The sequence below is a fragment of the Thermogemmatispora argillosa genome (assembly GCF_059696725.1).
In genome coordinates this window covers 1,033,464-1,057,152 of sequence record NZ_AP019377.1, presented here as the reverse complement: position 1 = coordinate 1,057,152, position 23,689 = coordinate 1,033,464, and the positions used below count along the sequence as shown (strand labels likewise).

The 23,689-nt window shown below is 59.8% G+C and carries 18 protein-coding genes; 5 read left to right on the top strand and 13 right to left on the bottom strand.

What is annotated here, in order from left to right:
* Positions 1-8: 8 nt before the first annotated feature.
* Positions 9-1,814 carry an oligoendopeptidase F gene (gene pepF, locus AC6H1L_RS04160; protein WP_497600282.1) on the bottom strand — a complete coding sequence of 602 codons (1,806 nt, stop codon included), beginning with the start codon at positions 1,812-1,814 and terminating at the stop codon, positions 9-11.
* 460 nt (positions 1,815-2,274) lie between these two features.
* Positions 2,275-3,936, bottom strand: a complete 1,662-nt coding sequence (ggt, locus tag AC6H1L_RS04155; protein WP_497600281.1) for a gamma-glutamyltransferase — start codon at positions 3,934-3,936, stop codon at positions 2,275-2,277.
* Positions 3,937-4,291: 355 nt separating this feature from the next.
* Between ggt and AC6H1L_RS04150 the strand changes: the two genes are divergently transcribed.
* A complete protein-coding gene (locus AC6H1L_RS04150) occupies positions 4,292-4,660 on the top strand; it encodes a hypothetical protein (RefSeq protein ID WP_497600280.1) in 369 nt (122 codons plus the stop codon).
* A gap of 98 nt (positions 4,661-4,758) precedes the next feature.
* On the opposite strand, the gene AC6H1L_RS04145 is transcribed toward AC6H1L_RS04150, so the two are convergent.
* Positions 4,759-6,039 carry a mannose-1-phosphate guanylyltransferase gene (locus AC6H1L_RS04145; protein WP_497600279.1) on the bottom strand — a complete coding sequence of 427 codons (1,281 nt, stop codon included), beginning with the start codon at positions 6,037-6,039 and terminating at the stop codon, positions 4,759-4,761.
* Positions 6,040-6,466: 427 nt separating this feature from the next.
* Between AC6H1L_RS04145 and murJ the strand changes: the two genes are divergently transcribed.
* Both murJ and AC6H1L_RS04135 read left to right on the top strand, forming a co-directional pair.
* On the top strand, positions 6,467-8,812 hold the full coding sequence (gene murJ, locus AC6H1L_RS04140; RefSeq protein WP_497600278.1) for a murein biosynthesis integral membrane protein MurJ: 2,346 nt from the start codon (positions 6,467-6,469) through the stop codon (positions 8,810-8,812).
* A gap of 146 nt (positions 8,813-8,958) precedes the next feature.
* On the top strand, positions 8,959-10,014 hold the full coding sequence (locus AC6H1L_RS04135) for a homoserine dehydrogenase (RefSeq protein WP_497600277.1): 1,056 nt from the start codon (positions 8,959-8,961) through the stop codon (positions 10,012-10,014).
* Between the two features lie 63 nt (positions 10,015-10,077).
* Here the strand turns inward: AC6H1L_RS04135 and AC6H1L_RS04130 are convergent, their stop codons facing one another.
* The 9 genes from AC6H1L_RS04130 to AC6H1L_RS04090 form a co-directional block, all read right to left on the bottom strand.
* Positions 10,078-11,550 carry an FHA domain-containing protein gene (locus tag AC6H1L_RS04130; RefSeq protein ID WP_497600276.1) on the bottom strand — a complete coding sequence of 491 codons (1,473 nt, stop codon included), beginning with the start codon at positions 11,548-11,550 and terminating at the stop codon, positions 10,078-10,080.
* A 250-nt stretch (positions 11,551-11,800) separates the two neighbouring features.
* Positions 11,801-13,069, bottom strand: coding sequence for an LCP family protein (locus AC6H1L_RS04125; protein WP_497600275.1), 1,269 nt, complete (start codon positions 13,067-13,069; stop codon positions 11,801-11,803).
* 143 nt (positions 13,070-13,212) lie between these two features.
* Positions 13,213-13,980, bottom strand: a complete 768-nt coding sequence (locus AC6H1L_RS04120; RefSeq protein ID WP_497600274.1) for an XdhC family protein — start codon at positions 13,978-13,980, stop codon at positions 13,213-13,215.
* Between the two features lie 85 nt (positions 13,981-14,065).
* Positions 14,066-14,383 (bottom strand): XdhC family protein, encoded by a 318-nt coding sequence (locus AC6H1L_RS04115; protein WP_052889841.1) that lies wholly within the window; start codon positions 14,381-14,383, stop codon positions 14,066-14,068.
* Positions 14,384-14,490: 107 nt separating this feature from the next.
* Positions 14,491-15,942, bottom strand: a complete 1,452-nt coding sequence (locus AC6H1L_RS04110) for a vWA domain-containing protein (RefSeq protein WP_497600273.1) — start codon at positions 15,940-15,942, stop codon at positions 14,491-14,493.
* A gap of 12 nt (positions 15,943-15,954) precedes the next feature.
* A complete protein-coding gene (locus tag AC6H1L_RS04105; protein ID WP_497601507.1) occupies positions 15,955-16,815 on the bottom strand; it encodes an AAA family ATPase in 861 nt (286 codons plus the stop codon).
* Between the two features lie 317 nt (positions 16,816-17,132).
* A complete protein-coding gene (locus AC6H1L_RS04100) occupies positions 17,133-18,146 on the bottom strand; it encodes a hypothetical protein (protein WP_497600272.1) in 1,014 nt (337 codons plus the stop codon).
* A 151-nt stretch (positions 18,147-18,297) separates the two neighbouring features.
* Positions 18,298-18,507: a hypothetical protein gene (locus AC6H1L_RS04095; protein WP_497600271.1), complete on the bottom strand. Its 210-nt coding sequence runs from the start codon at positions 18,505-18,507 to the stop codon at positions 18,298-18,300.
* Between the two features lie 78 nt (positions 18,508-18,585).
* Positions 18,586-19,026: a hypothetical protein gene (locus AC6H1L_RS04090; RefSeq protein ID WP_497600270.1), complete on the bottom strand. Its 441-nt coding sequence runs from the start codon at positions 19,024-19,026 to the stop codon at positions 18,586-18,588.
* A gap of 487 nt (positions 19,027-19,513) precedes the next feature.
* Here AC6H1L_RS04090 and AC6H1L_RS04085 point away from each other — a divergent pair, with 487 nt between their 5' ends.
* Positions 19,514-19,891 carry a hypothetical protein gene (locus AC6H1L_RS04085; protein ID WP_497601589.1) on the top strand — a complete coding sequence of 126 codons (378 nt, stop codon included), beginning with the start codon at positions 19,514-19,516 and terminating at the stop codon, positions 19,889-19,891.
* Positions 19,892-20,022: 131 nt separating this feature from the next.
* Entirely contained in the window at positions 20,023-21,936 is a 1,914-nt protein-coding gene (locus tag AC6H1L_RS04080) for an alpha/beta hydrolase (protein ID WP_497600269.1), read from the top strand.
* Positions 21,937-22,154: 218 nt separating this feature from the next.
* Here the strand turns inward: AC6H1L_RS04080 and aroF are convergent, their stop codons facing one another.
* On the bottom strand, positions 22,155-23,231 hold the full coding sequence (aroF, locus tag AC6H1L_RS04075) for a 3-deoxy-7-phosphoheptulonate synthase (protein ID WP_497600268.1): 1,077 nt from the start codon (positions 23,229-23,231) through the stop codon (positions 22,155-22,157).
* Positions 23,232-23,689 lie beyond the last annotated feature (458 nt).

The window sequence follows — 23,689 nt, the reverse complement described above, 5'->3', positions numbered from 1 at the left end:
TAGCCTGGCTAACCCTGGCTGATCAGCTCCTCCATCTGCCTCAAGTGTGCCTCGAACAGACGCAGGGCCTGGCGCACCGGCTCCGGCGTCGTCATATCGACCCCTGCCCGTCGCAACAGCTCAATGCTGTAGTCCGAGGAGCCAGCTCGCAGGAACTGCAGGTAGCGCTCAACCGCTGGCGCACCCTGCTCCAAAATCTGTCTGGCCAGCGCGCAGGCCGCCGAAATGCCCGTTGCATACTGGTAGACATAGAAATTGTAGTAGAAATGGGGGATGCGCGCCCACTCAATATCGATCAAATCATCGATAACCACCTCGGCCCCATAGTACTTCTCATTGAGACGATGGTAGAGGCGGCTCAGCGTATCCGCCGTCAGCGGCTCACCCTGCTCAGCCAACTGATGGATCTGATACTCAAACTCGGCAAACATCGTCTGGCGGAAAAGCGTCCCGCGGAAATCCTCCAGCGAATGATTCAGGATCGCCAGGCGCTCTTCACGGCTCTCCGTGGTCTTCAGCAAGTACTCTGTCAGCAGCGTTTCATTTAAAGTCGAGGCCACCTCGGCCACGAAGATTGTGTAGTCACCGTAGACAAACGGCTGATGGCGACGGGTATAGTACGAATGCAGCGAATGCCCCAGCTCATGGGCCAGAGTATACATGCTGTCGCGGTTCCCCTGGAAGTTGAGCAGGATGAAGGGACGTGTTCGGTAGGCCCCGCCGCTGTAGGCTCCGCCGCGCTTACCCGGCGTCTCAAAGACATCGATCCAGCGCTCGCTGAACGCCCGCTTAAGCACACTGACGTACTCGTCTCCCAAAGGCGCGAGGGCGGCGATGATCGTATCGCGCGCCTGCTCGTAAGAGATCTCCTGGAGCGTCTCCTTGACGATCGGTACGTAGAGATCGTACATATGTAGCTCATCGAGCTGGAGCATACGCTTACGCAGGCGCAGATAGCGATGGAGCAGCGGCAGCTCCTCGTTGACCGTCTCGATGAGCATATCGTAGACACTCTCGGGGATATTGTAGCGCGCTAAAGCGCGCTCACGACCTGAGCGGTAGCCCCGCTGCCGGGTATAAAACATATCCGTTTTGATATGCCCGGCCAGAGTCGCCGCGATCGTATTGCGCTGCTTGAGAAATGTCCCATGTAGAGCCTCAAAGGCTTCCTTGCGCACACGTCGATCGGCGCTGCGGATAAAAACCAGGTAGTTCCCCTTTGTCAGCTCCACCTCCTCGCCCTGCTCATTACGAATGGTAGGCAGATGGAGATCGGCATTATCGATCATCGTAAAGATGGCATCGGGCGTCTCGGCCATCTCGCCGGCGGCGGCTAAGACCGCCTCCACCTCGGCGGAACGGATATGCGGACGTTGGCGGTTGAGGTCGTGCAGCTGATGCTCATAGAGCGCCAGCCCGGGGGTCTCGCGCAAATAGCGCTCTAACTCCTCCTGGGGCACGGCCAGAATCTCCGGCTCGATGAAGGAGGTCACCGTCGACGCGCGTACATAGAGCTGCAGGGCGCGATCGTACATCCCCTGGTAATGGCTATTGCTGGTATCCTCATCCTTACGCATCGAGGCGTAGACCAGCAACGTTTCCAGCCGCTCGAAGAACTCATCTCGTCGGCGCAACACGTTCAGCAGAGCCTCGCCACTCTGGGCTAGCGTGCCCTTGAGTGCCTCCAGACCTGGCAGCAGCTCTTGCAGCTCCTGATACTCGCGCTCCCAATCCTTATCAGTTGGAAAGATGCTTTCCAGATCCCACGTATATTCTTTAGGAATATCGCTCCGTTTCTTCCAGGTTTGCAGCATCTCGCCTCCTCAAAAAGCAACCATAGACTGAAGAAAGTGTCCTTTATTGTAGCAGAAAATTGATAGACACGCGCAGCGGCGAGCGCACAGGCAAGCAGCGTCGGGCTGAGGCGGACCGGAGCAGCAGAGGAAAAGAGTGACTGCCCTGCGACGCATCAGCAGAAACGGGCCCGTACCATCCGCTCAAGATGAGGGGTACTGACCGAGCACCGGCACGCAGGAACAGTGGCACCAGGCAGCCGGACCGAGAGCAGGACACACTCCGTTAGCTGTGCCCAGCCAGCTCCTGGCCGGGCCAACCCTGTCCTGTTGGACTCAGCAACAGAAGAGCGTGCCGCTGGCAGGCAGACAGGCGGCACGCGCCGATGGGGCGAGAGGTCCACGAGGCCTGGCGAGGCGAGCCGGGCCGGGCTGGAGCGCTGAGGCAGCCAGATCAACTGGCCGATGAGCTGACTAGAGGCTACCAACCGAGGGCTAAGCCATCGCAGCGTGGATCTGCAGCGCCCTGAAGCACGCGGCTACCAGGCGTAATCAAAATTGCCTGAGCATGGCCCATATCATCCTCCCACGGCCCCCAAACTGTCACACGGTGGCCCAGCATCTCCAGGCCGAGCGCCACCGCATTCGGAAAGCGCTGCTCCAGCGCCACCACCTCGCTCGCCGTACGTTCTAACCCTGGATGGGCGCCCTGCTGTCCCTGGAGCAGCTGTCGACGCCCGCCCTGCTGCTGCAAGAGGCCGCTGCGCCAGCGCGGCGCGTTGAGCGCCTGTTGGATATTCAAGCCGAAATCGATCACCGCCGTCAGCAACTGCACATGAAGCTGTGGCTGCGCATCTGCCCCCATCGTTCCCAGCACCAGGAAAGGCTCGCCGGAGCGCAAGACCAGCGCGGGTGTCAGCGTGTGCATAGTGCGCTTCCCGGGCTGGAGATAGTTTGCATGGCGCGGGTTCAACGAGAAGTAGGAACCGCGATTATGCAGCAGCACCCCAGTGTCTCCGGCCACGATCCCGCTACCCCAGCTAAAGAAAAGGCTCTGGATCAGCGAGACCGCATTTCCCTCGCCATCCACCACACACAGATACATCGTATCGCCGTCGCGCTCTGCTGCGGCCTCAACGTGGAAGGCTGCGCGCTGTGGATTGATACGCGCGCGTAGCTGCTCAGCATACTCCTTGCTCAGCAGGCGCTCCACAGGAATCTCTACAAAGGCCGGATCAGAGAGGTAGCGATCGCGATCGGCAAAGGCTAACTTTTTGGCCTCAATCATCAAATGCAGCGTCTCGGGGCTTTGGTAACCGAGCGCTTTCAGATCATAGCCCTCCAGAATGTTCAGCATCTCCAGGACCGTCAGGCCCTGTGAATTGGGAGGAAACTCAAAGACCTCGTAGCCGCGATAAGTGGTCGATAAGGGCGCGACCCAATCGGAATGATGCTCCTGGAGATCTTCCAGACTCAGCACGCCGCCGCAGCGCTGCACATAGTCCACAATGGTGCGCGCCAGAGGCCCGCGATAGAAGGCCTCGCGCCCTTCGCGAGCCAGCAAGCGGTAGGTGCGTGCCAGATCGGGCTGACGCAGGATTTCGCCGCAGCCTGGAGGCCGGCCCCCGGGCAGAAAGACCCGCGCCGTCGCTTCCCAGCGCTGCAGCACCGTCTCCGCGGCGCGTTCCAGCCAGCCAGCTAACTTCGGCGAGACCGGGATGCCCTCCTCAGCGTAAGCGATCGCTGGAGCAAAGACCTCCTCGACCGGCAGTCGGCCAAAGCGCTCCAGGGCCTCGAACCAGCCATCGACTGCGCCCGGAACGGTAATCGAGAGCGGGCCAATTGTCGGAATCTCGCGCAGTGCATGCGCGGCGAAGTACTCGGGAGTCAGAGCGCGCGGCGCGCGTCCGCTGCCGTTGAGAGCGTGCAGTCGCCGATGCCGCGCCTCCCAGATCAGCATAAAGACGTCGCCGCCTGCTGAGCAGGTTGGCGGGTAGACGACCGTCATCGCCGCGTTAGCAGCGACCGCGGCATCAATGGCATTCCCTCCGCGCTCTAAGACCTGCAGGCCAGCCCGAGTGGCCAGGTAATGAGCGCAAGAGACCATTGCATGTGAGCCAAAGACGGGTTGGTCGGAGAGCATGGCAGGAGATCGCCTTTCGCACCGAGAGCCTTCGTCAGCCACGCTGAAGCCTGGTTTCAATCACTCAAGCAAGCAAGTGTCTCAGGCGGCCTGGCTGACGAAGCGAGCCTACCTCTGCAACGGAACGCAGACCAAACCAAAACCAAACCAACTAAAGTGGCAGCCTGCCACTCTCAATCCAGAGAGCCTGGCTGGTGCCTCGTCTGCTACCCATTATAGCATAGGTGGCGGGGAGGAAGGAGAGACGGGGACTTGCTGACCTGCCAGCGGGAGCGTCGTGGGCGACTTGACGCCCTGGCCAGCTCTGGTTATCATGAGCCTGCTGACGAGCGTCAATTTAGTCCAGGAGGCTAGCATGTTATCCATAGCAGTCCTTGCCGCCCAGCCACTCTTCACCGTTACTCTCGCCCATTTAATCTATTTCATCATAGCCATTCTGCTCGGGATCATTGCCGAAACAATTATCGGCTGGCGTTTGCCCTATGGTATCCTTGGGGCGGTCCTCTGTGCCTTCATTGGCATCCTCATTGCTATCATCCTGCCCTTCCGCGTTGGTGGCGAAGTGATCATTTTCGGGGAGCCAATTGCTTTGACCCAGGCGATCATCGGAGGAGCCATTTTGCTCACCATCTGGCACCTTGTCACTTACCGCCACTGGCGCCATCGTCATCGTTACTACCGCGGCTATCGCTACCACGGCGAGTATGGTGAGCGCCACGACTGAGAGGGCGGGGTAGCTCAAACGCACCTGGCCCCCGCCCTGTATCCGCTCGAAGCGAAGGAATTGAACGGGAGCAAGAGGCCGAACGAGAGGCAGCAGGCTCAAGCGGTTGGCTGACTCTCTTCGGCGGAGCTACCCGGCTCGCTACTGGTACTGGGGTCTGACACCAATCCCTCGGCGCTGATCGCAGGAGCATCATGAGCGGTCAGGCCGAGGCCAGACAGGGAACTGCTCTGGCCGCTTGAGGCTGGCCCAGGCAAAGTATTGGCGGCTGGCGCTGGCCCCACCTGATGGCCATTGCGGGCCACTGCCGCGCTCGCACGTTGGAGAAGCTGAGCTTCTGCCAACTCGCGCACGCGCTGCACATGGTTCTTGTGGCAGATCAGAGTCTTGTCCTCCAGCGCCACCACAATCACATCCTTCAGGCCGACTGTATAGATCTCCCGCTGCGTCGTGTTATAGACAAAGACATTCTGGCTCCCCAGAGCAAAATGGTGGCCGATGCCGCGTAGGCCATTGCCATCAGCGGCATAGAGTGCCCCATACTGCTCCCAGTTCCCCACATCGCTCCAGCCGATATCGACGGGGATCACCACCAACCGATCGGTTTTCTCCAGCACGCCGTAATCGATCGAAATCGAGGTCAAGGAAGGCCAGACTTCCTCTAACACTGCCCGCTCCGTGGCAGTACCCATTGCCTCCACAATGCGTGTCACCTGTTCCGCCAGCGCCGGGAGATGTTTGCGCACCTCTGCGAGGATGGTTTCAGCCTGCCAGATAAACATGCCACTGTTCCAGACATAATGCCCATCCTGGAGATAGCGCTGTGCGGTAGCCAGATCGGGCTTTTCGACGAACTGCTCCACGCTGAAGGCCTGGTGGCCGTAGCCATCGGCCACGGGGCTAGCAAAACGGATGTAGCCGTAACCGGTGGCTGGCTCCGTGGGACGAATACCCCAGGTCACCAGGTAACCGCGTTGAGCAAGCTGGTAGCCGAAGCGAATCGCGCGCTGGAACGGCTCCAGCTTCGTGATGACATGGTCGGCGGGAAAGACCGCCATCGTGGCCTGGGGAGAGCGGCGTGCCAGCAACGAGGCCGCCCAGGTAATAGCGGGGGCCGTATTGCGCCCGACCGGCTCCTCCAGAATCTGCGCCGGCTGCACCTCCGGCAGATGCTGGCGCACTAACTCACTGAAAGCTCGCCCAGTGACCACCCAAACCCGTTCCCGCGCTACCAGCGTTCTCACACGCGCCAGCGTCTCTTGAATCATGCTGCGGCCTCCCGGAAGAGGCAAGAACTGCTTGGGGAACTCAGGGGTGCTCAGCGGCCAGAGCCGTGTTCCGCTGCCGCCTGCCAGGATGACAGCGTGTAAGTCTTCCATCTATCTACCTCGATCGCTCAGAATGGTGCACACCTACAATGGTGTTAGCCGATCCACGAAAGGAAAGCAAGAGGCGAGAGCTTGCTAGCGAGATAGCCTCTTCCATCCCAGCCCTCCAACCGCCAGCAGGTGCTTGCTCGCTCAAGGTGATGTCCTATCATAGCAACAGAACGAGTACGCTCTCAAGAAAGGCACGACCCACCGGGGACAATTCTACCACGAGAGCGTCTGAGGGCGCAGAGGGGGAACACGGAAGAAGAGAAGGGGAAGTTTGACCCAAATGGGGGAAGCTGACGCTACGGCTCAGTTCAAGGGCTTGACTTGTCTGCCTAACCTGTTATTCTCTAAAAGAAGCCGCAAGAGAACGACGGCAGGACTCTCAGGAAGAAACCGTATGTGATCCACGAAAAAGAGGAATAGCACCTGGATGGCAGAAGAAAGCAACAAGTCAACTCCTTACTATGGCTGGCAGTATGATCAGGAGCAACTGGGGGCAGGAGCGACAGGGACGACGGGCGCCCATCTGCCTCCCGCCTCGCTCTCGCCACAGCAGCAGCAGCCAGTCTATCCTCCCCAGGTGCCTTCTGGTGGCAGGGTAGGGGCCCAGCCGAATCGCGCATATCAGCAGGAGCAGCACCTGCCAGATATGGGGGGATCGCTGGGCTATGGGCAGGGGATGGAGTATCTCTACGCCAATGTGCCGCAGCCATCGCAGCCGTTGCCGGCTCTACGTCAGGCGCGTTTGCAGCAGTTGCGTGAGGAGCGCCTGCGTCGGCAACAGCGGCGTGTGCAGCAGCCGGATCTGAGCGAGTTGATCCAACGGAAGGTCTTCAAGCGGCGCATGGGGGATCTGGCGCCTCTTCCGCCGTCCAGCCTGGGAAACCAGGTTGGGGGAGCTGGGGGAGCGGCTGGCGGTCAGGGGCAAGCTCAGGCTCAAGTCCAGTTGCCGGCTCCGGGGACCCAGGCGGCCAGGGCGACGACCTCGGCCTCTGTTGCGCCCACGGCTGCATCGACGCCCTCCGCGCCCGCTATGCAGCCGGCTTCCGAGCCGGCTCAGGATACCGCCATGATCCGGCGGGTGCAGGTACGCAATGCGGCCTTTATTCTCACGGGGGCCTTTGTGGCCAGCCGTGTTCTGGGGTTGTTGCGCTCCTCCATGTTCGCGGCGGTCTTTGGAACCGACCCGACCTCCGGCGCTTTCTACCAGGCCTTCCTTTTGCCTGATACGATCTTTAACATCGTGGCCGGTGGCGCTCTCAGCTCAGCTTTTATACCTGTTTTTACGCGCTACATGGTCAGCGATCGCGATGAGAAAACGGCCTGGCATGTTGCCAATACGGCCCTGACGCTGGCCACGACCATTATGTTAATCTTTGCGCTGATCGGCTTCATCTTTGCCAATCAGATTGTCCCTCTCTATAATCCCAATGTCAGCCCGGGCGAGCTGAGCCTGATCATCTCCTTGACGCGCATTATGCTCTTTCAGGCGGTAATTCTCGGGAGCGGGGTGATTGTCAGCGCCGTGCTCAATGCCCAGCAGCATTTTACGCTTTACGCCTTGGGCACGGTGCTCTATAACGTCGGGCTGATTATCGGCCTTTTGCCAGGGCTGGTGCTGGCGCTCATCGGTCATCGCAATTCACTGGTCGCGGTCTACTGTGCCAGCGCTGGTGTGGTGCTGGGGGCCTTGCTCCAGGTCGGTATTCAGATCCCCGGCCTGCCTCGCGTAGGCATGCGTTTCCGCCCCTCCTTTGACTGGCGTCATCCGGGCGTCCTCCAAATCGGACGTCAGATGATCCCGCGCATCATCAATGCCGCCATGCTCTCAACCACGACATTTGTCGATCGCGCTCTGATCCTGTTGCTGGGCACCCTGGTAGCTGCGGGGGCCCTTGGTCAGCAGACGCTCCTTGGCTTTATTACGGCCTACTACTACGGGTTCTCCCTGATGCTGCTTCCGCTGGGCATCTTCGGTATGGCCATTTCAACAGCGGCTTTCCCCACGATCGCCGAGTATGTGGCGCGCGGGCGCCTGGAGCGAGCGCGTAGCATTGTGATGGAGACATTGCGCGGCATTCTCTTCCTCTCGATCCCTTCCAGCCTGGGCTTGATCGTGCTGGCGCTGCCTATTATTCAGACGTTGTATCAACACGGTGCTTTTGGTCTGGAGAGCGCTGAGATTACGGCCATTCCTTTGTCGATGTTCGCCATTGGCCTGGCGGGTCAGGCTGCTGTGGAGATTCTAACCCGCTCTTTCTATGCCCTGCGCGATAGTAAGACGCCGGTCATTGTCAGTGTCGGCCAGTTTATCTTTAAGATCGCTTTGGGGCTGTTGTTGATTAATGCCTTTGCGCGCCTGTGGGGGGCTGCCTGGGGCATGGGGGCCCTGGCGCTCTCGACCTCGATTGCGGGCCTGCTAGAGGCCACCGTCTTGCTCTGCCTGATCCATCAGCGCATCGGGGGACTGATTACCCGCGAGCTGGGCGTCTTCCTGAGTCGGGTGCTGGTGGCGACCGGTGTGATGGGGCTGGCCGTCTTGTTGGTGCGCATGCTGCTGGATTTCTTGTTGAACACCACCGACCCGACGCGCCCGATGATTACGCATGGCGGTTTGATTCAGGTGCTGGTAGCTCTGATCAAACTGCTGATTGAAATGGCTGTCGGCGTGGTAGTCTATCTGCGTGCCGCGCGCCTGCTCAAAATCGAGGGGCAGATCGAGCTGCTTGGTCCTGTGCGGCGCCTGCTGGCGCGCTTCAAGTTGTCCTGGATCTAGTGCCTCGTCTGGCTCTGCTGGCCGCTGGCCTCGGCTTACCTCGGCCTTCCTGGCTGGTCGTGCTAAGGCGATGGGGCAGCCAGCCAGCGTCAGGCGGCTGACTGGGCAGAATATGGGTGACAGACAGAGAGGGGTTGCTACCGAGGATGGTCAAAGAACTGCGCCTTGCCTTGATTGGATTTGGGACGGTCGGCCAGGGGTTGGCCGAGTTGCTCGTAGAGAAACGGGAGTGGTTGCGGGCCGCCTATGGTCTTGATGCGCGCCTGGTGGCAGTAGCGACCGCTCGCTCTGGCTTCCTGGCCCGTGCCGAGGGACTGGATGAGGCGGAGCTGCTCAGGCTAGCCGCTGGCCGTCAGCCGTTGACGGCCTATAGAGCGCCGGGAGTCAGGCATTGGCCAACGGTCCGCGAGGGGTTAGCGGCGACGGGGGCCGATGTCCTGATCGAGGTCACGGGCACGAACCTGCGCGATGGGGAGCCGGGCCTGAGCCATATTCGCCAGGCTCTAGAGCAGGGTATGCATGTGATCACGGCCAATAAGGGACCGGTGGCGCTGGCGGCTCACGAGTTGCTGGCTTTGGCGGCGCGCAAGGGTGTGCAGTTGCGCATGGAGGCAACGGTAATGGCCGGCACGCCGGTGCTGAGCACGCTGCGCGAGGGGCTGGCCGGTGCTCGCATTCTCGCGCTCTCGGGTATTCTGAATGGAACGACCAACTATATCCTGACGGCGATGAGCCAGGGGCGCGACTATGCTGAGGCCTTGGCTGAGGCGCAGCGCCTGGGCTATGCGGAAGCTGATCCTACCGCCGATGTCGAGGGCTACGATGCTCTGGCCAAGACCTTAATTCTGGCGGCCCTGGTGTTCGGCGTACCGTTGCGGGCTGAGCAGGTAGAGCGCCGCGGTATCTCGGGCATTACGCAGGAGGAGATCCGCGCAGCCCAGGAGCAGGGGCGCCGCATCAAATTGGTGGCCTCGCTCCGACTGCCTCAGTCTGGCCAGAGGCCGGAGCTACCACTCGAGGCTCGCGTAGAGCCGTTAGCCTTGCCGCTAGAGCATCCCCTGGCTCGCGTCGATGGCGTGATGAATGCCCTGACCGTGGAGAGCGACACCCTGGCCTCCGTGACCGTGATCGGCCCTGGCGCTGGTCGCCGTCAGACGGCCCAGGGGCTACTTGCTGATCTGCTGGCTATCGCTCGCCACTAACGGCCCTCGGTGAGGGCAAGGCCTTCGTTGCCTGGCTAGCCTATCGTCGTAGAGTGAGAGAGGCTAAGGCTGCTTGGCCTCAGTATTGGGCGACTGCGTTCGGGCCGGATCTGCCGAGTTGGACTTAGGCTGCGGTGGATCGGGCTGGCCTGGTATCCGAAAGATGCATTCGAGCGACCCGAAGCGCAGCCGATCGCCATGCTGCAATAACTCGGCCTTCAGCGGCTTGAGCCGCAGACCGCCCAGCCAGGTCCCATTGTGGCTCTTCAGATCCTCAATGTAAAAAAAGGTTTCCTCGAAGTGGATACGGGCGTGCTGGCGAGAGACCACCATCCGCGGATCAAGGGGCGTCAGATCGATATCGGGATAGAGATGGCGGCGCGGGTCGGCGCGCCCAACCACGATATTGCGCCCCTTGATGGGGAAGCGCAGGGGACGCTCACCCCCCTCAAAGCAGAGGTAGGCTAGCACGCCTGCGTCGGCCTGCTCGCTCTGAAGGCCAGCGCTCGCCGGAGGCTGCACCGGAGAGACCTGGCCGGCGGCTGGCTGGCGCACGGTCTTTTCCTGAGTGAGGTCCTGGTCTAGCACGGTCATTTCGCGCGTAGCGGAAGAGGGTGGCGGCTGAGCGGCAGAGGCCAACAGGGTGATCTCACCGAAGGCCGGCACGCGCTCCGGTGGCGGTGGAATCTCAATCCCATTGAGAGCATTCAGAAAGGCTTGCGCCGAGGCGAAGCGCTGCTGTGGCTGCTTGGCCAAGGCATGCTCGAGCAGCGCCTGTACGACGTTTGGCGTATTGTGATGATACAGCTCTAAATGGGGCAGGGGAGCGCTCGCTTGTAGAAAGGCGGTTTCAGCGATAGTGCGCCCAACGAAAGGGAGGCGTCCAGTTACCAGTTCGAAGAGCAAGAGACCGGCATGATAGACATCGCTCCACGGACCGGGGGGCTGTCCCGCGATCTCCTCGGGCGCTAAATAGCGCGGATCAAAAAAACCGATGTCATCGGGCTGCTGACTCTGAGGAGCCACTCCCAGAGCATTGACGAGCAGGCGCAGGCCCAAGTCGTCGATCTGGACATAGTCGCGGAACTCAATGACATGCACGGTGATCAGGGGAGGGCGCAGGTCCAGACCGACCAGGCCCTGGGCCTGCAGAGCCACAACACCCTTGAGAAGCTGACGCACAATCTCTAGTGCGCGCTGCAAATCGATCTGCTCGTGATCCATCAGGTAGCGGAGGCTTACGCCGCGTGGAGGGTCAGTCACTACATAGAGGAGTTGGCCATCGAGGCCCCATGTATAGAGCGGTAGCACCGCTGGAGAATGGACCTGGCGGCGCCGCTCCAGTAGCGCAAAGAGACTCTGCAGGCTCTGTGGATCGGGGGGAACGGTGGGCGGCAAAGGAATCAGGTGCAGACCCACCACGTCATTCGTATTGCGGTTATAGGCCGTGCAACTCGTAACTGTCGAACCAGCCCGCGTCAGTACTTGCCCAATAAGATAAATGCCAGCCACCAGGCGGGGAAACTGCTGTAGCATCGCCTTGCGCCCCTTCTGCTCTGCTCTGGCTCCAACCAGCGCATTGACATACCATCTCAGTCCTGATATCAGCTGCGCCCGCTTGCTGAATACCTAAAAGGCAGCCAAAGGCCTTTATTCAGAGATGCCTCGACCTGGCCAGGCGGTTCCACTGAGGATAAGCTAAAGAAGAGAAGAGGGGCAGCTCGCGTTTCCCGTGCCTGCAAGGGCTTCCCCGCTGCCCCTCACACCTCAGTAGACGCTACTCTCTCTAGTTATAGAGATTTTTGCGGATGTAGTCAATAATGAGCTGCCAGTTATTGTCTGCTGGCAGCAAAATGTACTGCCCATCCGCTGATTGCGAGTCGACCAGCACATTTTGATTGCTCAGGCCGATGCGGTGAGCCTGATTAAGATCCATCTTGAGCGAGAACAGGCCGAGGTCGGTCAGGGACATATTTGTATAGATGGTATGCTTCAGGGCATCCATCGCGTCAAAGAGGTGGGGCCAGGTTGACCACTGCTTCACCTTACTGACCACCGCCTTAATGATGATCATCTGGCGAGCCGAGCGAGCGAAATCGGTGCCCTCAGCGGGATTATCCAACGACTCGCGAGCGCGGGCGTAGCGGATCGCCGTCTCACCATCCATGTGCTGCATCCCCTTAGAGAAATGCACCTTGATCCAGCTCGCGTCGATATTCGGATCATCGTTCTTGGGGTAGAGGGCGGTAAACGAATCGGGAACATAGACATCGATACCGCCGATGGCATTGATCAAATCGCGGAAGCCCTCGAAATCGATCGTCATCCAGTACTTCACGTCGAGACCGGTGATCAGCGAAACCTTCTGCGCGGCAGCGTTGCCACCTGCCACGGGGTCCTTACCATCGTTAGAAGCCACCTCGTAGACGCTATTGATCTTGCCATAGTGACCAGAGCCAGAAGGGACCTGGACCCAGAGATCGCGCGGGATCGAGATCAGCGTTGTATGTTGAGAAGACGGAATGAGGCTCATGAGCACCATCGAGTCGGTCAGGTAAGCGCCGGGATGATCACCGCCGCCAAAGCCCAACACCAAGAGATTGACCCGCTCCGAGGTTGTCATGAAGCCCGTCTGTGTGCTCAGCGGAGCCTGCGTCGAGATAGCTGAGCCGAAAGCAAGCACACGCTGAAGCACATAGATAGAGAAACCTGCGAGCACGACCACCACCAGCAACAGCGAAAGGCAGCCAATGGCGCAGCCGCGTCGGCGTAACAGCGAGCGGCGCGGACGTAGAGCGGGCGTGGCCAGCGCGGCGTAGCTGCCTGGATAAGGCTCGGTCCCAGGACGACGCGGCTGCGTATAGACTCCCCCACGATAGGCCTGGTAGCCTTGATAACCGGGTGGTGGCTGACGCCTGCCTGCTGGCTGGCCCCCGGCTGAGTCGTGAAAACCACCTATAATCAACTTCCCCTGCCCTCCACTACCAGGCGATGAGGCAGAAGGAGGGACTGGCTCCGTCGGATCGTCATGCGGATAAGCGGGATATTCCGGCATGTTCTTCCCTTCTTAATAGTAACGCTTCTGTAGTCACATCGCTCCCACCGTCCTCCTCCCAGCACTGCCTACCTACAGAGAAGCAGGCGCACCCCCTTTCTCTGATAGATAGAAACGTAGCGACCACCAGGAAGTTACAGATACTATTTGCGGGACCAGTCCAGAATGGCTGCACGATCTTTCCCATAGCGAGCCGCGACGATCTCGGCCATAATCGCTAGCGCCATCTCTTCAGGGGTCTTCGCCCCGATATTCAGGCCGATAGGCGCGTGAATGCGGCTCAGTTGCTCATCGGTCAGCCCCTGTTGCTTGAGCCGCTCATTGCGCTCCTGACTTGTCTTGCGGCTGCCGATCGCGCCGACATAGCCGACCTGGCGTGAGAGCACCACCTTTAAGGAAGGCTCATCGAACTTAGGATCGTGGGTGAGAATCGCGACCGCCGTCGAAGGATTCAGATCCATCTGAGCCAAAACTTCATCGGGCCAGGCCACAATCAACTCATCAGCGTGGGGGAAACGCTCACGCGTCGCAAAAGCTGAGCGGGCGTCGATGACCACCACACGGTAGCCCAGCGTACGAGCGAAGGTCGTCAGAGGAATGGCGATGTGCCCGGCCCCAACGATAATCAGGCGCGGCGGAGGAGGAAAGCCCTCGATAAAGACCTCGAAAGTCTGCTCGCCCAACGTATAGAGGCGCGTGCCCGGCTCACCGATCCAAATAGCCTGAGCAGCATCGGCGGCCACCTGTGCCTCTAACTCTGGAAAGCCAAAAGAGCCATGAAAGCTCTGATCGGGGAAAACCAGGAGCTTTGCGCCAATCCCCTGGCCAGACGAGGAGCGCACCAGCGTCGCCAGAGCGACGCCACGCTCCTGGGCGAGTTGCTGCTTTAGTTCCTCATAGAGACTGCTCATAGGCCACCAACTCCTGAGCGGGCGCAGCGGGAGAGCGAGAGCTACTTTTTCTTGGCTCGCGCAGGCCCGCTGCGCGCTACCGACACTACCAATCGAGACGTTCGACAAAGACATGGATGGTTCCGCCGCAGGCCAGGCCAATCTGCTCGAAATTCTCCTCCTCGCTGATGCCGAACTCCAGCATCTGGGGCTTGCCATCCTTAATGACCTGCAGGGCTGTCTCAATCACTGCCGGCTCCACGCAACCACCGCTGACGGAGCCGCTGATCTCTCCCTTCTCGCTAACGGCCAATTTGGCCCCTGGACGGCGGGGGGCCGAACCAGCCACTGAGACAACCGTCGCCACGGCCACGCGCTCACCGCGCGCGCGCCAGCGCTCCACATCCGGCAAAATATCGCGCATAGGGAACACCTCCGTAAGCAAACAAGAAAGCCCCTGGCGCCCAGCGCAATCCTCGCCAGCATCGCCAATCGCTCCAAGCGAGCAGCTACCCTCTCAGGTGCGGCGGCTCAGGAATGGAGGCGGCTCCAGGCCTTAACCGCTTCGCGGCGGGCCGCGGGCGTGCGCACCGGGCGCCGATCGTCAATGCGCTCCAGTAGCTTGCCAAGCTTGATCAAGCTATCGAGATTATGGGCGGGCAGGAAATCATCAATGTAGGGTAGGGCCGTCTTCATGCCGATGGTCAGCGGGCGGTAGTCGGGCGAGCCGAGCAACGGGTTGAGCCAGATCAGGCGATGGCAGCTATGCTGCAGACGATCCATCTCGGCGCGTAGCAAATTGGCGTCGCCGCGATCCCAGCCGTCGCTAATGATCAGTACGACAGCGCCACGCCCCAAAACGCGCCGGGCCCACTGCTGATTGAAGGTATGCAAGGCCTCGCCGATGCGCGTGCCGCCCGACCAATCCTGAACCGTACGCGAAACCTCACGCACTGCATCATCGACATCGCGTCGCTTCAGTTGGCGTGTAATGCGCGTCAGGCGCGTGCCGAAGACGAAAGCTTCGACATTCAGCAGGCCGTTCGTAATCGTATGGATAAAGTGGAGTAGAAGGCGAGAGTAAAGACTCATCGAGCCGCTGATGTCGCAGATAATGACCAGCGGGCGCGGCTTCAGCTTATTCTCGCGCCAGGTTAGCTCAAGCAGCTCGGCGCCGTACTTCAAATTGCGTCGCACGATGCGGCGCATATCGGGATAGTCGCCTTTGCGAACCGGGCGCTTGCGGCGTGTCGGACGCAGGCCCAGGTTCCAGCGCATCTCAGCCATCAAGCGCTTGGCCTCCTGAACCTCCTCCCAAGTGAATGACTCAAAATCCTTCTTACGCAGCAGCTCAAGGGCGCTATAGGCCGTACCCTGGGGAGTAGCCTGCTCATCCTCCTGCTCGCCGGCCTGCTCGTCCAGCAAGCGCCGCCGCTCGCTCTCCTGCTCGCCCACGCGCAGCTCACGCTGCTGGTTGTCCGCATTGAGGTGCTCAGCGAGGCGCTTGCGCTCCGCCGGTGGCAGGCGAATCTGGCGATCGTCGCGGCGTGCTGCGCCGGGATCAGGCGGGCGGCTCTGGCGATCGCGTGTCAGCCAATAATAATTGAAGAGCTGATCAAAAAGCGTCTCCTGCTCATGCCGATTCAGGAGCGAGCACTTAAGAGCGTAATAGAAATCAGTCGGATTAGTAATATCGATCTCGTTGAGTGTCTCGGCCAAGTCAAGCAGCTGCTGCGGACCGACCTCGATCCCCGATTCCCAGAGCAGATGACCGAACTCGGTCAAACGATAGAGCAAGCGCTCCCCGCGCTCCAGCTCCAGGGGAGAGAGCGGTGGAGTCGGAGCTGCGGAAGCAGATGAGGCAGGAGTAGGCCGGAGGCCATCCTGTCCGGCGGCCAGCGCTGAGGAAGACGAGCTGGCTCCTTCCCTTAATAATAAGAAGAACGAGGGATCATCAAGGCGCTCAAAATTGTGGGCATCCATAAGCAACTGCGGTTACAGGCTTGCGCTGCGGGCCTTCTCAATCAGCTTGCCGAGGTTGCTCCCACCAACCTTCAGCACATCATCCTGATACTTGAGCAAGGCGCCGAGGGTATCGCGCACCGTTCCCTCGACCAGCTCTAGCTGATTGAGTGCCAGCAGCGAGGCGATCCAATCCAGTGTTTCAGCGACGCCGGGGGCCTTGAACAGATCGAGCGCGCGCAGCTCGCGCACGAAGGCGCAGACCTGCTTGGCCAGGCGCTCGGGCGCCTCCGGCATGCGGGTCAACACAATCGAATATTCCTTTTCCAACGTCGGGTAGTCGATCCAGTAGTAGAGGCAGCGTCGCCGCAGCGCATCGTGAATCTCGCGCGTGCGGTTCGATGTAATCACCACAATTGGCGGTTCCTTAGCTGCGATCGTGCCGATCTCGGGTATCGTGATCTGGAAATCCGAGAGCAGTTCCAACAAGTAGGCCTCGAACTCCTCATCGCTGCGATCCAACTCATCGATCAGTAGGACCGGCGCCTTGGCGTTGGCAGGGTCGATGGCCTGGAGCAGGGGGCGCTTAATCAAGAAATCAGGCCCAAAGATCTCCTTCAGCTCCTCCTGACGTGTTGCGCCGCTGGCCTCCATCAGGCGGATATAGAGCATCTGGCGGGTATAATTCCACTCGTAGACTGCCGTGCTGATGTCGATGCCTTCATAGCACTGCAGGCGGATCAGGCGCGTCTCCAGCAGGTCGGCCAGGACCTTGGCCACCTCGGTTTTGCCGACGCCCGGCTCGCCTTCAAGCAGCAGCGGCTTACGTCGCTTGAGTGCCAGGAACACCGCTGTCGCCAGACTGCGATCAGCGACATAGCGTCGGGCGAACATCGCCCGCTGTACATCCTCGATGGACGAAAAAGGAAGAGCCAGTGACTGCTGTTCCTGGTTCAACGAAAGCCTCCCATAAGCAAACGATCAACCTCTGATGCCGCCTCTAGAGCCGTGCAGGGCTGGCAGATAGGCAGACGCGCGCCATGAGCGACGGGCAAGCACTCATCAGAGGGCACCGCTCTTCTCTGGCCAGCATGCGGGTGGTGGCTAGCCAGTGAGCAGGCAGACGCCGGGTCGCTGTTGCGGTACACCATATTGTATGTTGCAAAGACAGAGAGCGTCAAGGAAGAGGCTGGGCAGGCAGCCGCCTGCCCTCAATCGCAGCGCTGCCCTGCTGGGCCAGGGCGGCTAGCCCCGCCCTGGCGACGCTCTTCGAGGATGCCGCGGACTAAAGGAACCAGCAGGGGTAGGTTTACCTGGAAGGCTTTCCAGCGGCGAGGATAGCGCTGCCAGTCTCCGTTTCGGAGCAGCCAGAGCCGTCCGCGCTGCAGGCGCAGATCTGTCAGCTCCTGCCAGTCAATCAGCTCTGCCCCCTCATAGCTCATGCCTCGCTGGTCAACCAATAAGACTTTCTCGCCTACGAGAAAGGCGACTGACTTGCCTCTTGCCAATCGCTCCTTCATTAGGGGTAAGAGGTATTCTTCCACTTTTTGGATTATGTGGTTGCTCAGTTCATTAGTACAGAAGCTTAGAGGCCAGGAAAGGAGTGTCTCTCCATTTTCAATGAGGGGCCAGGGGAGGCTAGCATCTTCATCGCTAGCGTCGTCTTTATCCTCATCATCTTCCTGATTCTCAGAGGATTGTTCATGCTGATGCTGATGGCCTTGTCCTTCTTCAGGCTCCAATCCGCCGACGCCGGTGACTTGTCCACGTGTGGTGTAAAGCACGCGTGCATTCTGCCAATGGAGGATCTGCTGCTCTTTGGCTCTCTGTTTGAGCAAACCGTGAGTGCAGACGAGTACCTCCAGGCGGAGGAGATTGGCCAGGGAGACTGTGCCTCCTATTAGCTCCAGTAGCAAGAGTCCGCCGCAGATAAGGGCAATGAAGGGCTGTCTCCAGAGATCCAAAGAGATCTCTACAAGAAGCGGAGAAGAGAGCAAAAATCTCCAAAATCCAAGATCTTCCCATAGGAAATTATGAAAAACGACATTGATCACAAATGTCAATATCAATAGCATTGTCAGCGTGGCAGTTACCAGTCCAAATAAAAAGAAAATGATATAAGTGTGGATGGTGGCCCGCGCGCGCAGCAAAGGCTGCCCCAATCCACTTTCCTCAAGTAACTGTTCTTGCTCCGGCCTCAATTGGATGGGAAGCCTGTATTGCATGCTATTAATCTCCTTATAACAGAGATGATTAGATGATCAAGGAGCAGGGAGGGCTTACCAGGGTCAGCGCCTCTAGAGCAGGTCAGGGAGAAGGAGGAGTTGAATCAGTGGCTGCCCCCCGGAAAGCGATCACTTTGAAACTGAGTCTAGCTTAATGAAATGAGGGGGAAGAAGGTAGAGGAATATTACTGAAGCCTGAAAACACAGCACTGACCTTCTGAGTTGAACCAGGCGTCCCATTGTAGACTAACAGAGCCAGCGAGTCAGTGCGCCGATACAGGCTATCGAAGATAGTTGTGATGAGAGTGCTATCGACAAAAAGCAGCTGCTCGTCGGGCCAGACCTCTACTTCAGCGGTCAAGAAGGGGGCAGGAGAGGGCAGGGCTCCCCGGGCCAGCAAGGTGAAATGCTCACAAGAGCTATCGCAATGCCCTGCCAGTCAGGCGCCGTCGGCGCAGATATCGAAGGCCCGGTATCCTCCATCCTTCTGGACATGCCCCCACAGCGAGGCGCAGGCATCAGCAGGATCTTCCATAAAGGTCATGCTGACCTGCATCTGATAGTGAGCGGAAAAGACATCGCCGGTCAGACCACGATGGTCCTCGGGATCGAAAGAGAAGAAAGTCCCGGCCTCGTAGGAGGTAGTGGTCTGGGCAATCTCTAAGCCCTCGTCCAGGCAGCGGAAGATCGAAGGAGGAGGATCGTCAAGCCAGCGGCCCGGGCCGCTGGCACACTTTTGGCCGGGAACGCGGGTATAGTAGAGGAGGTGGGCCAGAGTGCTGATCTGGTCGCGCAGGACGGCCTCTTGATGCTGCTGGAAGAGGATCAGGCCGCTGACCAGCACGCCTGTCAATACGATGGGCGAGGCTAAGAATGCCACCGGCAGGATGAGATAGCGACGGTTTCGCTGCTGCAGGCGCGCGCGGCTGCTGCCCGCTGTGGCTGACGAGGCGCTGTTTGCTCCCCAGACACCAGCGGCATCGCCAGCACGCCGGCTATGTCGGGCGCCGGCTCCGCTGCTGGCTCGCCAGGCGCGGTCAGCAGTTGTCCCTCCTCTTTCTTGTTCAGCATCTTCTGAATCAATCGCATCAACAAGGGCAGATTAGAACGGCTGGAGGGGGATTCGGGCTGTTCCCCCTCGCGGCGGCATCTGCTATAATGACTTTGATTGAAGGCGAGAAATCCGCCAATGCCGGCCTGGAGCCGGTGAAGCCAATAGAGGAGACGATAGCATGTTCTGCTCTCGCTGCGGCGCAGCGCTGGCGGCTGGAAATCATTTCTGCACGTGGTGCGGTGCTCCTTTGGACGAAGCAGGAGCTGTAATGCAAGAGGAGGAGAGTCTCCTACAACCAGCTCCAGCCCCTGCAATGCCTGAGCGATTAAGGGCAGGTCGCCGTTTGCCGCCGTACCGCAGAGGACGGTTACAAGACCCCTACCGCGAGCGCATTCAGCAGCTCCGGCTCCAACTCCGGGCCCTCAAGCTGGATCTCCGCCAGCTCAATGCCTATCTGGCGAATGTACGCACGCACTACTACATGACCGCTGCCTTTGTCCCCCGGGGGCTCCTGCGCTGGGGATATAAAGCCATCGAAGATTTGCGGTTAATGTCTCCTTTGCAGCAAAAACAGCTACTTCAGCAGCGGATTTTTGAACTGGAGCGAGAGCTGCTCCAGTTGCAGCAAGAGCAAGCAGCCTGGCGCGCTCGCCAGCATACCACTCCTGAGCAAAGCGGCGAGCGCTGGTAAGGCTTACCAGCAGGGATGCCATCAAGCAAGGAGTCACAGCAGAGGAGCAAGGAGCGTTTCCTCCAGACATCTGCGTCTGCATGACTGAGCCTGGTGAGAGCAGCGCCGGGCCGTGCTAGAAAGGTTTGCCGATGGCAGAGCACACATCGCCATTTGACAAAGAAGCCACCGGAGCGCCGGGAGGGTTGCCGAACGTGCCAGAAGCTCCCTACTATGAATATGCTCCGCCCGGCCTCCGCTACCAGGAGCGTAACGATATCATTTATCCTCTCTCTCGATCGGAGGAAGCAAGCGGTTCCAGATCGTTTCCACCTCCTGCAGGCTCGCATGCGAACAGCCGGGCAAAGCTGCCTGTAGAAGGACCGGCGTCTCCGCCCGGCTGGCCATCCTCTCCAGCGGGACCAGGCGTAGAAAGCGCGCCCGTTCCTCCCCCGAGACCTGGGCCGTCGGGGCCACCCAGTCCCTGGCGCTTCATCCTGGCTATCCTGCTCATCGCTCTAGTGCTCTTTGCCGGCGGAATAGCGACCTATCTCGTGCTGGCCGCTCGGGGAGAAAACAAGACAATCAGCGCCCAGCCGACCAGCGGGCCCAGGAGGGCCGCCACCGCAGGAGCAGGGACGCAGCCAGCCACAGCAGACAGTTTCCGCCAAGGCCCCTGCCCCTTTCAGCCAGGCAGTGGGATCATCCAGGGGCGCGACCTCATCTGTGGCACGCTCACAGTACCTGAAGACCGCAGCCAGCCACAGGGCAACACCATCCGCCTGGCTGTGGCCGTCTTCAAAGCCGCTACAGCTCAGGCGGCTGAGACCACACCTTTTCTCTATCTGTCCGGCGGCCCTGGGGGTGCCACGCTCAGTGAGCTAGGCCCCTACATTAATCAGGCTAACCGCCAGGCGGTGACACTGGGCCGCACCTTTATCCTTTTTGACCAGCGCGGTACGGGCTACTCCTCACCCTCGCTCTATTGCCCTGAAGTTGACCGTTTCAACCAGTCTACCAAGGACCAGAATCTCAGTCGCCAGGCCAATGATGCCGGTTACCTGCGAGCCTTGCGCTCCTGCCATGATCGGCTCACCGCCGAAGGCATCCACCTGAGTGCCTACACCACCATTGCGGACGCCCAGGACGTGCATGACCTCATTCACGCCCTCGGCTATCGTCAGGTTGATCTCTACGGCGTCTCTTACGGCACGCGACTGGCCCTCACCGTCATGCGGCTCTTCCCGCAAGACCTGCGCAGCGTCATTCTCGATTCAACCGTTCCCACGCAGAGCAATCTCTTCACTTCCCTCTCAGCCTCCATGCAGCACGCCTTTGACACGCTCTTCAAAGGTTGCCAGGCCGATGCTTTCTGCAGCGAGACCTATCCTAACCTGCAGACCACTTTTTATCGTCTCGTCAATCGTCTCAATGCTCACCCGGTGACCTTCAATGATCTCCAGTATGGTCCGATTCTGCTGACGGGCGATGGCTTCGCCCAGTGGGTCTTTACCTCGCTCTACGTCACCAGCTTTATTCCCGATCTACCGCGCGCCATCAGCGAGATCGATCGTGGGCAGTACACCTTGATCTCCGAGACCTACGGTGAACTGATGCTGGCCCAAGACATCAGCTATGGCATGTACTACTCAGTTGAGTGCGGCGAAGATATGCGCTACACCTCACTCCAGGAGCTGAATAAATCCGTCTCAGTGCTGCGGCCTGAGCTGCGGCCCGGCATGCAGGACGGCCTGGAAGTCGACTATCAGGTCTGCCAGCTCTGGAACGTTCCAGCGGTGCCCCCAGAGCAGAAACAGCCGGTCACCAGCAGCCTGCCGACCCTGATCCTCTCCGGCGAGTACGATCCGATCACGCCGACCAGTAACGCTCGCCAGGCCCAGAAAACCCTGAGCCATAGCTACCTGTTCGTCTTCCCAGGTACTGGCCACGGTGTTTTTCTCACCAGCCCCTGCGCTAACCTGATCATGGCCGAGTTCCTGGACAATCCCCAGGTGCAACCAGGCAGCTCCTGCCTCTCCAGCATGGGCGAGCCAGCCTTTGTCTGAGCATCGGCGCCCTTTGTTGCCTGCTCCCTGTCCTTGATACCTGAAGAAAACGCGAGGCATGCGCCGACAACCCCAGAAAGCCGGCACATGCCTCGTAATCCCTGTTCCCATTGGCCGCATGGACTGGATGGACAACGGCGGGCCTGCCCTCACATGCCAACACGCACCAACCTTGGTGAACAGCCTGAGATGCAGAGCGACAAAACGGTCGGAGGCGCTCAGGCCATCACAAAGGAGCGCCCGATTGCCTGGGCCACCGCCTGGGCGCGTGGCATCAGCTCGGCAAACTGCTCAGTGGTGAGCGACTGAGCGCCATCCTTGAGCGCAACCTCGGGATTGGGATGAACCTCGATAAGGAGGCCATCACTGCCAGCGGCCACGGCGGCCAACGTCATCGGCGTTACCAGGTCGCGCCGGCCTGTTCCCTGGCTGGGATCAATGACAATCGGCAAATGCGAAAGTTGCTTCACAAGTGGAACAGCGCTCAGATCCAGTGTATTGCGCGTGCTTTTCTCGAACGTGCGAATACCCCGCTCGCAGAGAATAACTTCGCGATTGCCCTGGGAAAGAATATATTCCGCCGCCAGGAGCCATTCCTCAATGGTCGCCGCCATGCCGCGCTTGAGAAGGACCGGCTTCTTGGCGCGCCCCACCTCATCGAGCAGCATATAGTTTTGCATATTGCGCGTGCCGATCTGCAGAATATCAGCGTACTCGCAAACCAAAGGCACATCGGTCGGCGTCATGACCTCGGTCACCACGGCCATGCCGAACTCGCGCGAGGCCTTGGCCAGCAGCTTAAGGCCCTCCTCACCCAGGCCACGGAAGCCGTAAGGGGAGGTCGAAGGCTTGAAGGCCCCGCCGCGTAAGATGACCGCACCCGCCTTGCGCACCGCCTCAGCGGTGGTCATGAGCTGCTTCTCGTTCTCTACAGTGCAGGGGCCAGCCATCATCACGACCTCGGGGCCGCCGATGCGCACCTTGCCCGCAGCCACACAGGCCACCGGTACCTCAACGATGGTATCATCGGGATGAAATTCGCGGCTCGCCAACTTATAAGGCTTTGAGACTCGAAAGACGCCCTCCACTTCAGGAAAAGCCTCCAGCGCCTCGCCTAGAGCTGGAGTAATCACGCCCTTGCCAGGGGGGTTCTGAGTATTGACCGAACCGATCACACCGATCACCGTGCGCTCAACGCCGCGCGAAAGATGGCCGCTCAAACCCTCCTGCTCCAGAAAACGTAAAATACGCTCAATAGAGGCTTCGCTACAGTTAGGCTTCATCACAACGATCATGGCTCGTGGCTCCTTTATCATTTGGCAGACTGAAGAATCCAGGCTTTGTGCCGCTATCAGGCAGAGTGATCGTACAGATCACCTGGCAACAGCCAGCGAAGCGCTGCTAAATCCCTGGCCGTGCTCCGCCCGGCCCAGTCAGCTCAGCCTGTCCTCCGAGCTACTTTGTCGGCTGGCGGCTGCTTGATTGAGAATGAGAGCTGAGAAGACAGCTCACCAGAGGGACTGCCCTGGCCACACGGTGCACAACGAATCTCCTTCCTCCATTGCGACGCCATCGTCGTTATGATCGAAGCCAGTGAGGAAAGCGAGCAAGGCAGAGATGAGGAGGACAAACCAGCACGCGCCTGAGACACCTGGACTGCTTTACCGGTAGGCTGCCTGTCTGTCTGCCTTCTGGCTCCCATGCCAGAGGCCTGGCGACCGCCAACAGGAAGAAGGCAACCAGGTTCTGGGAC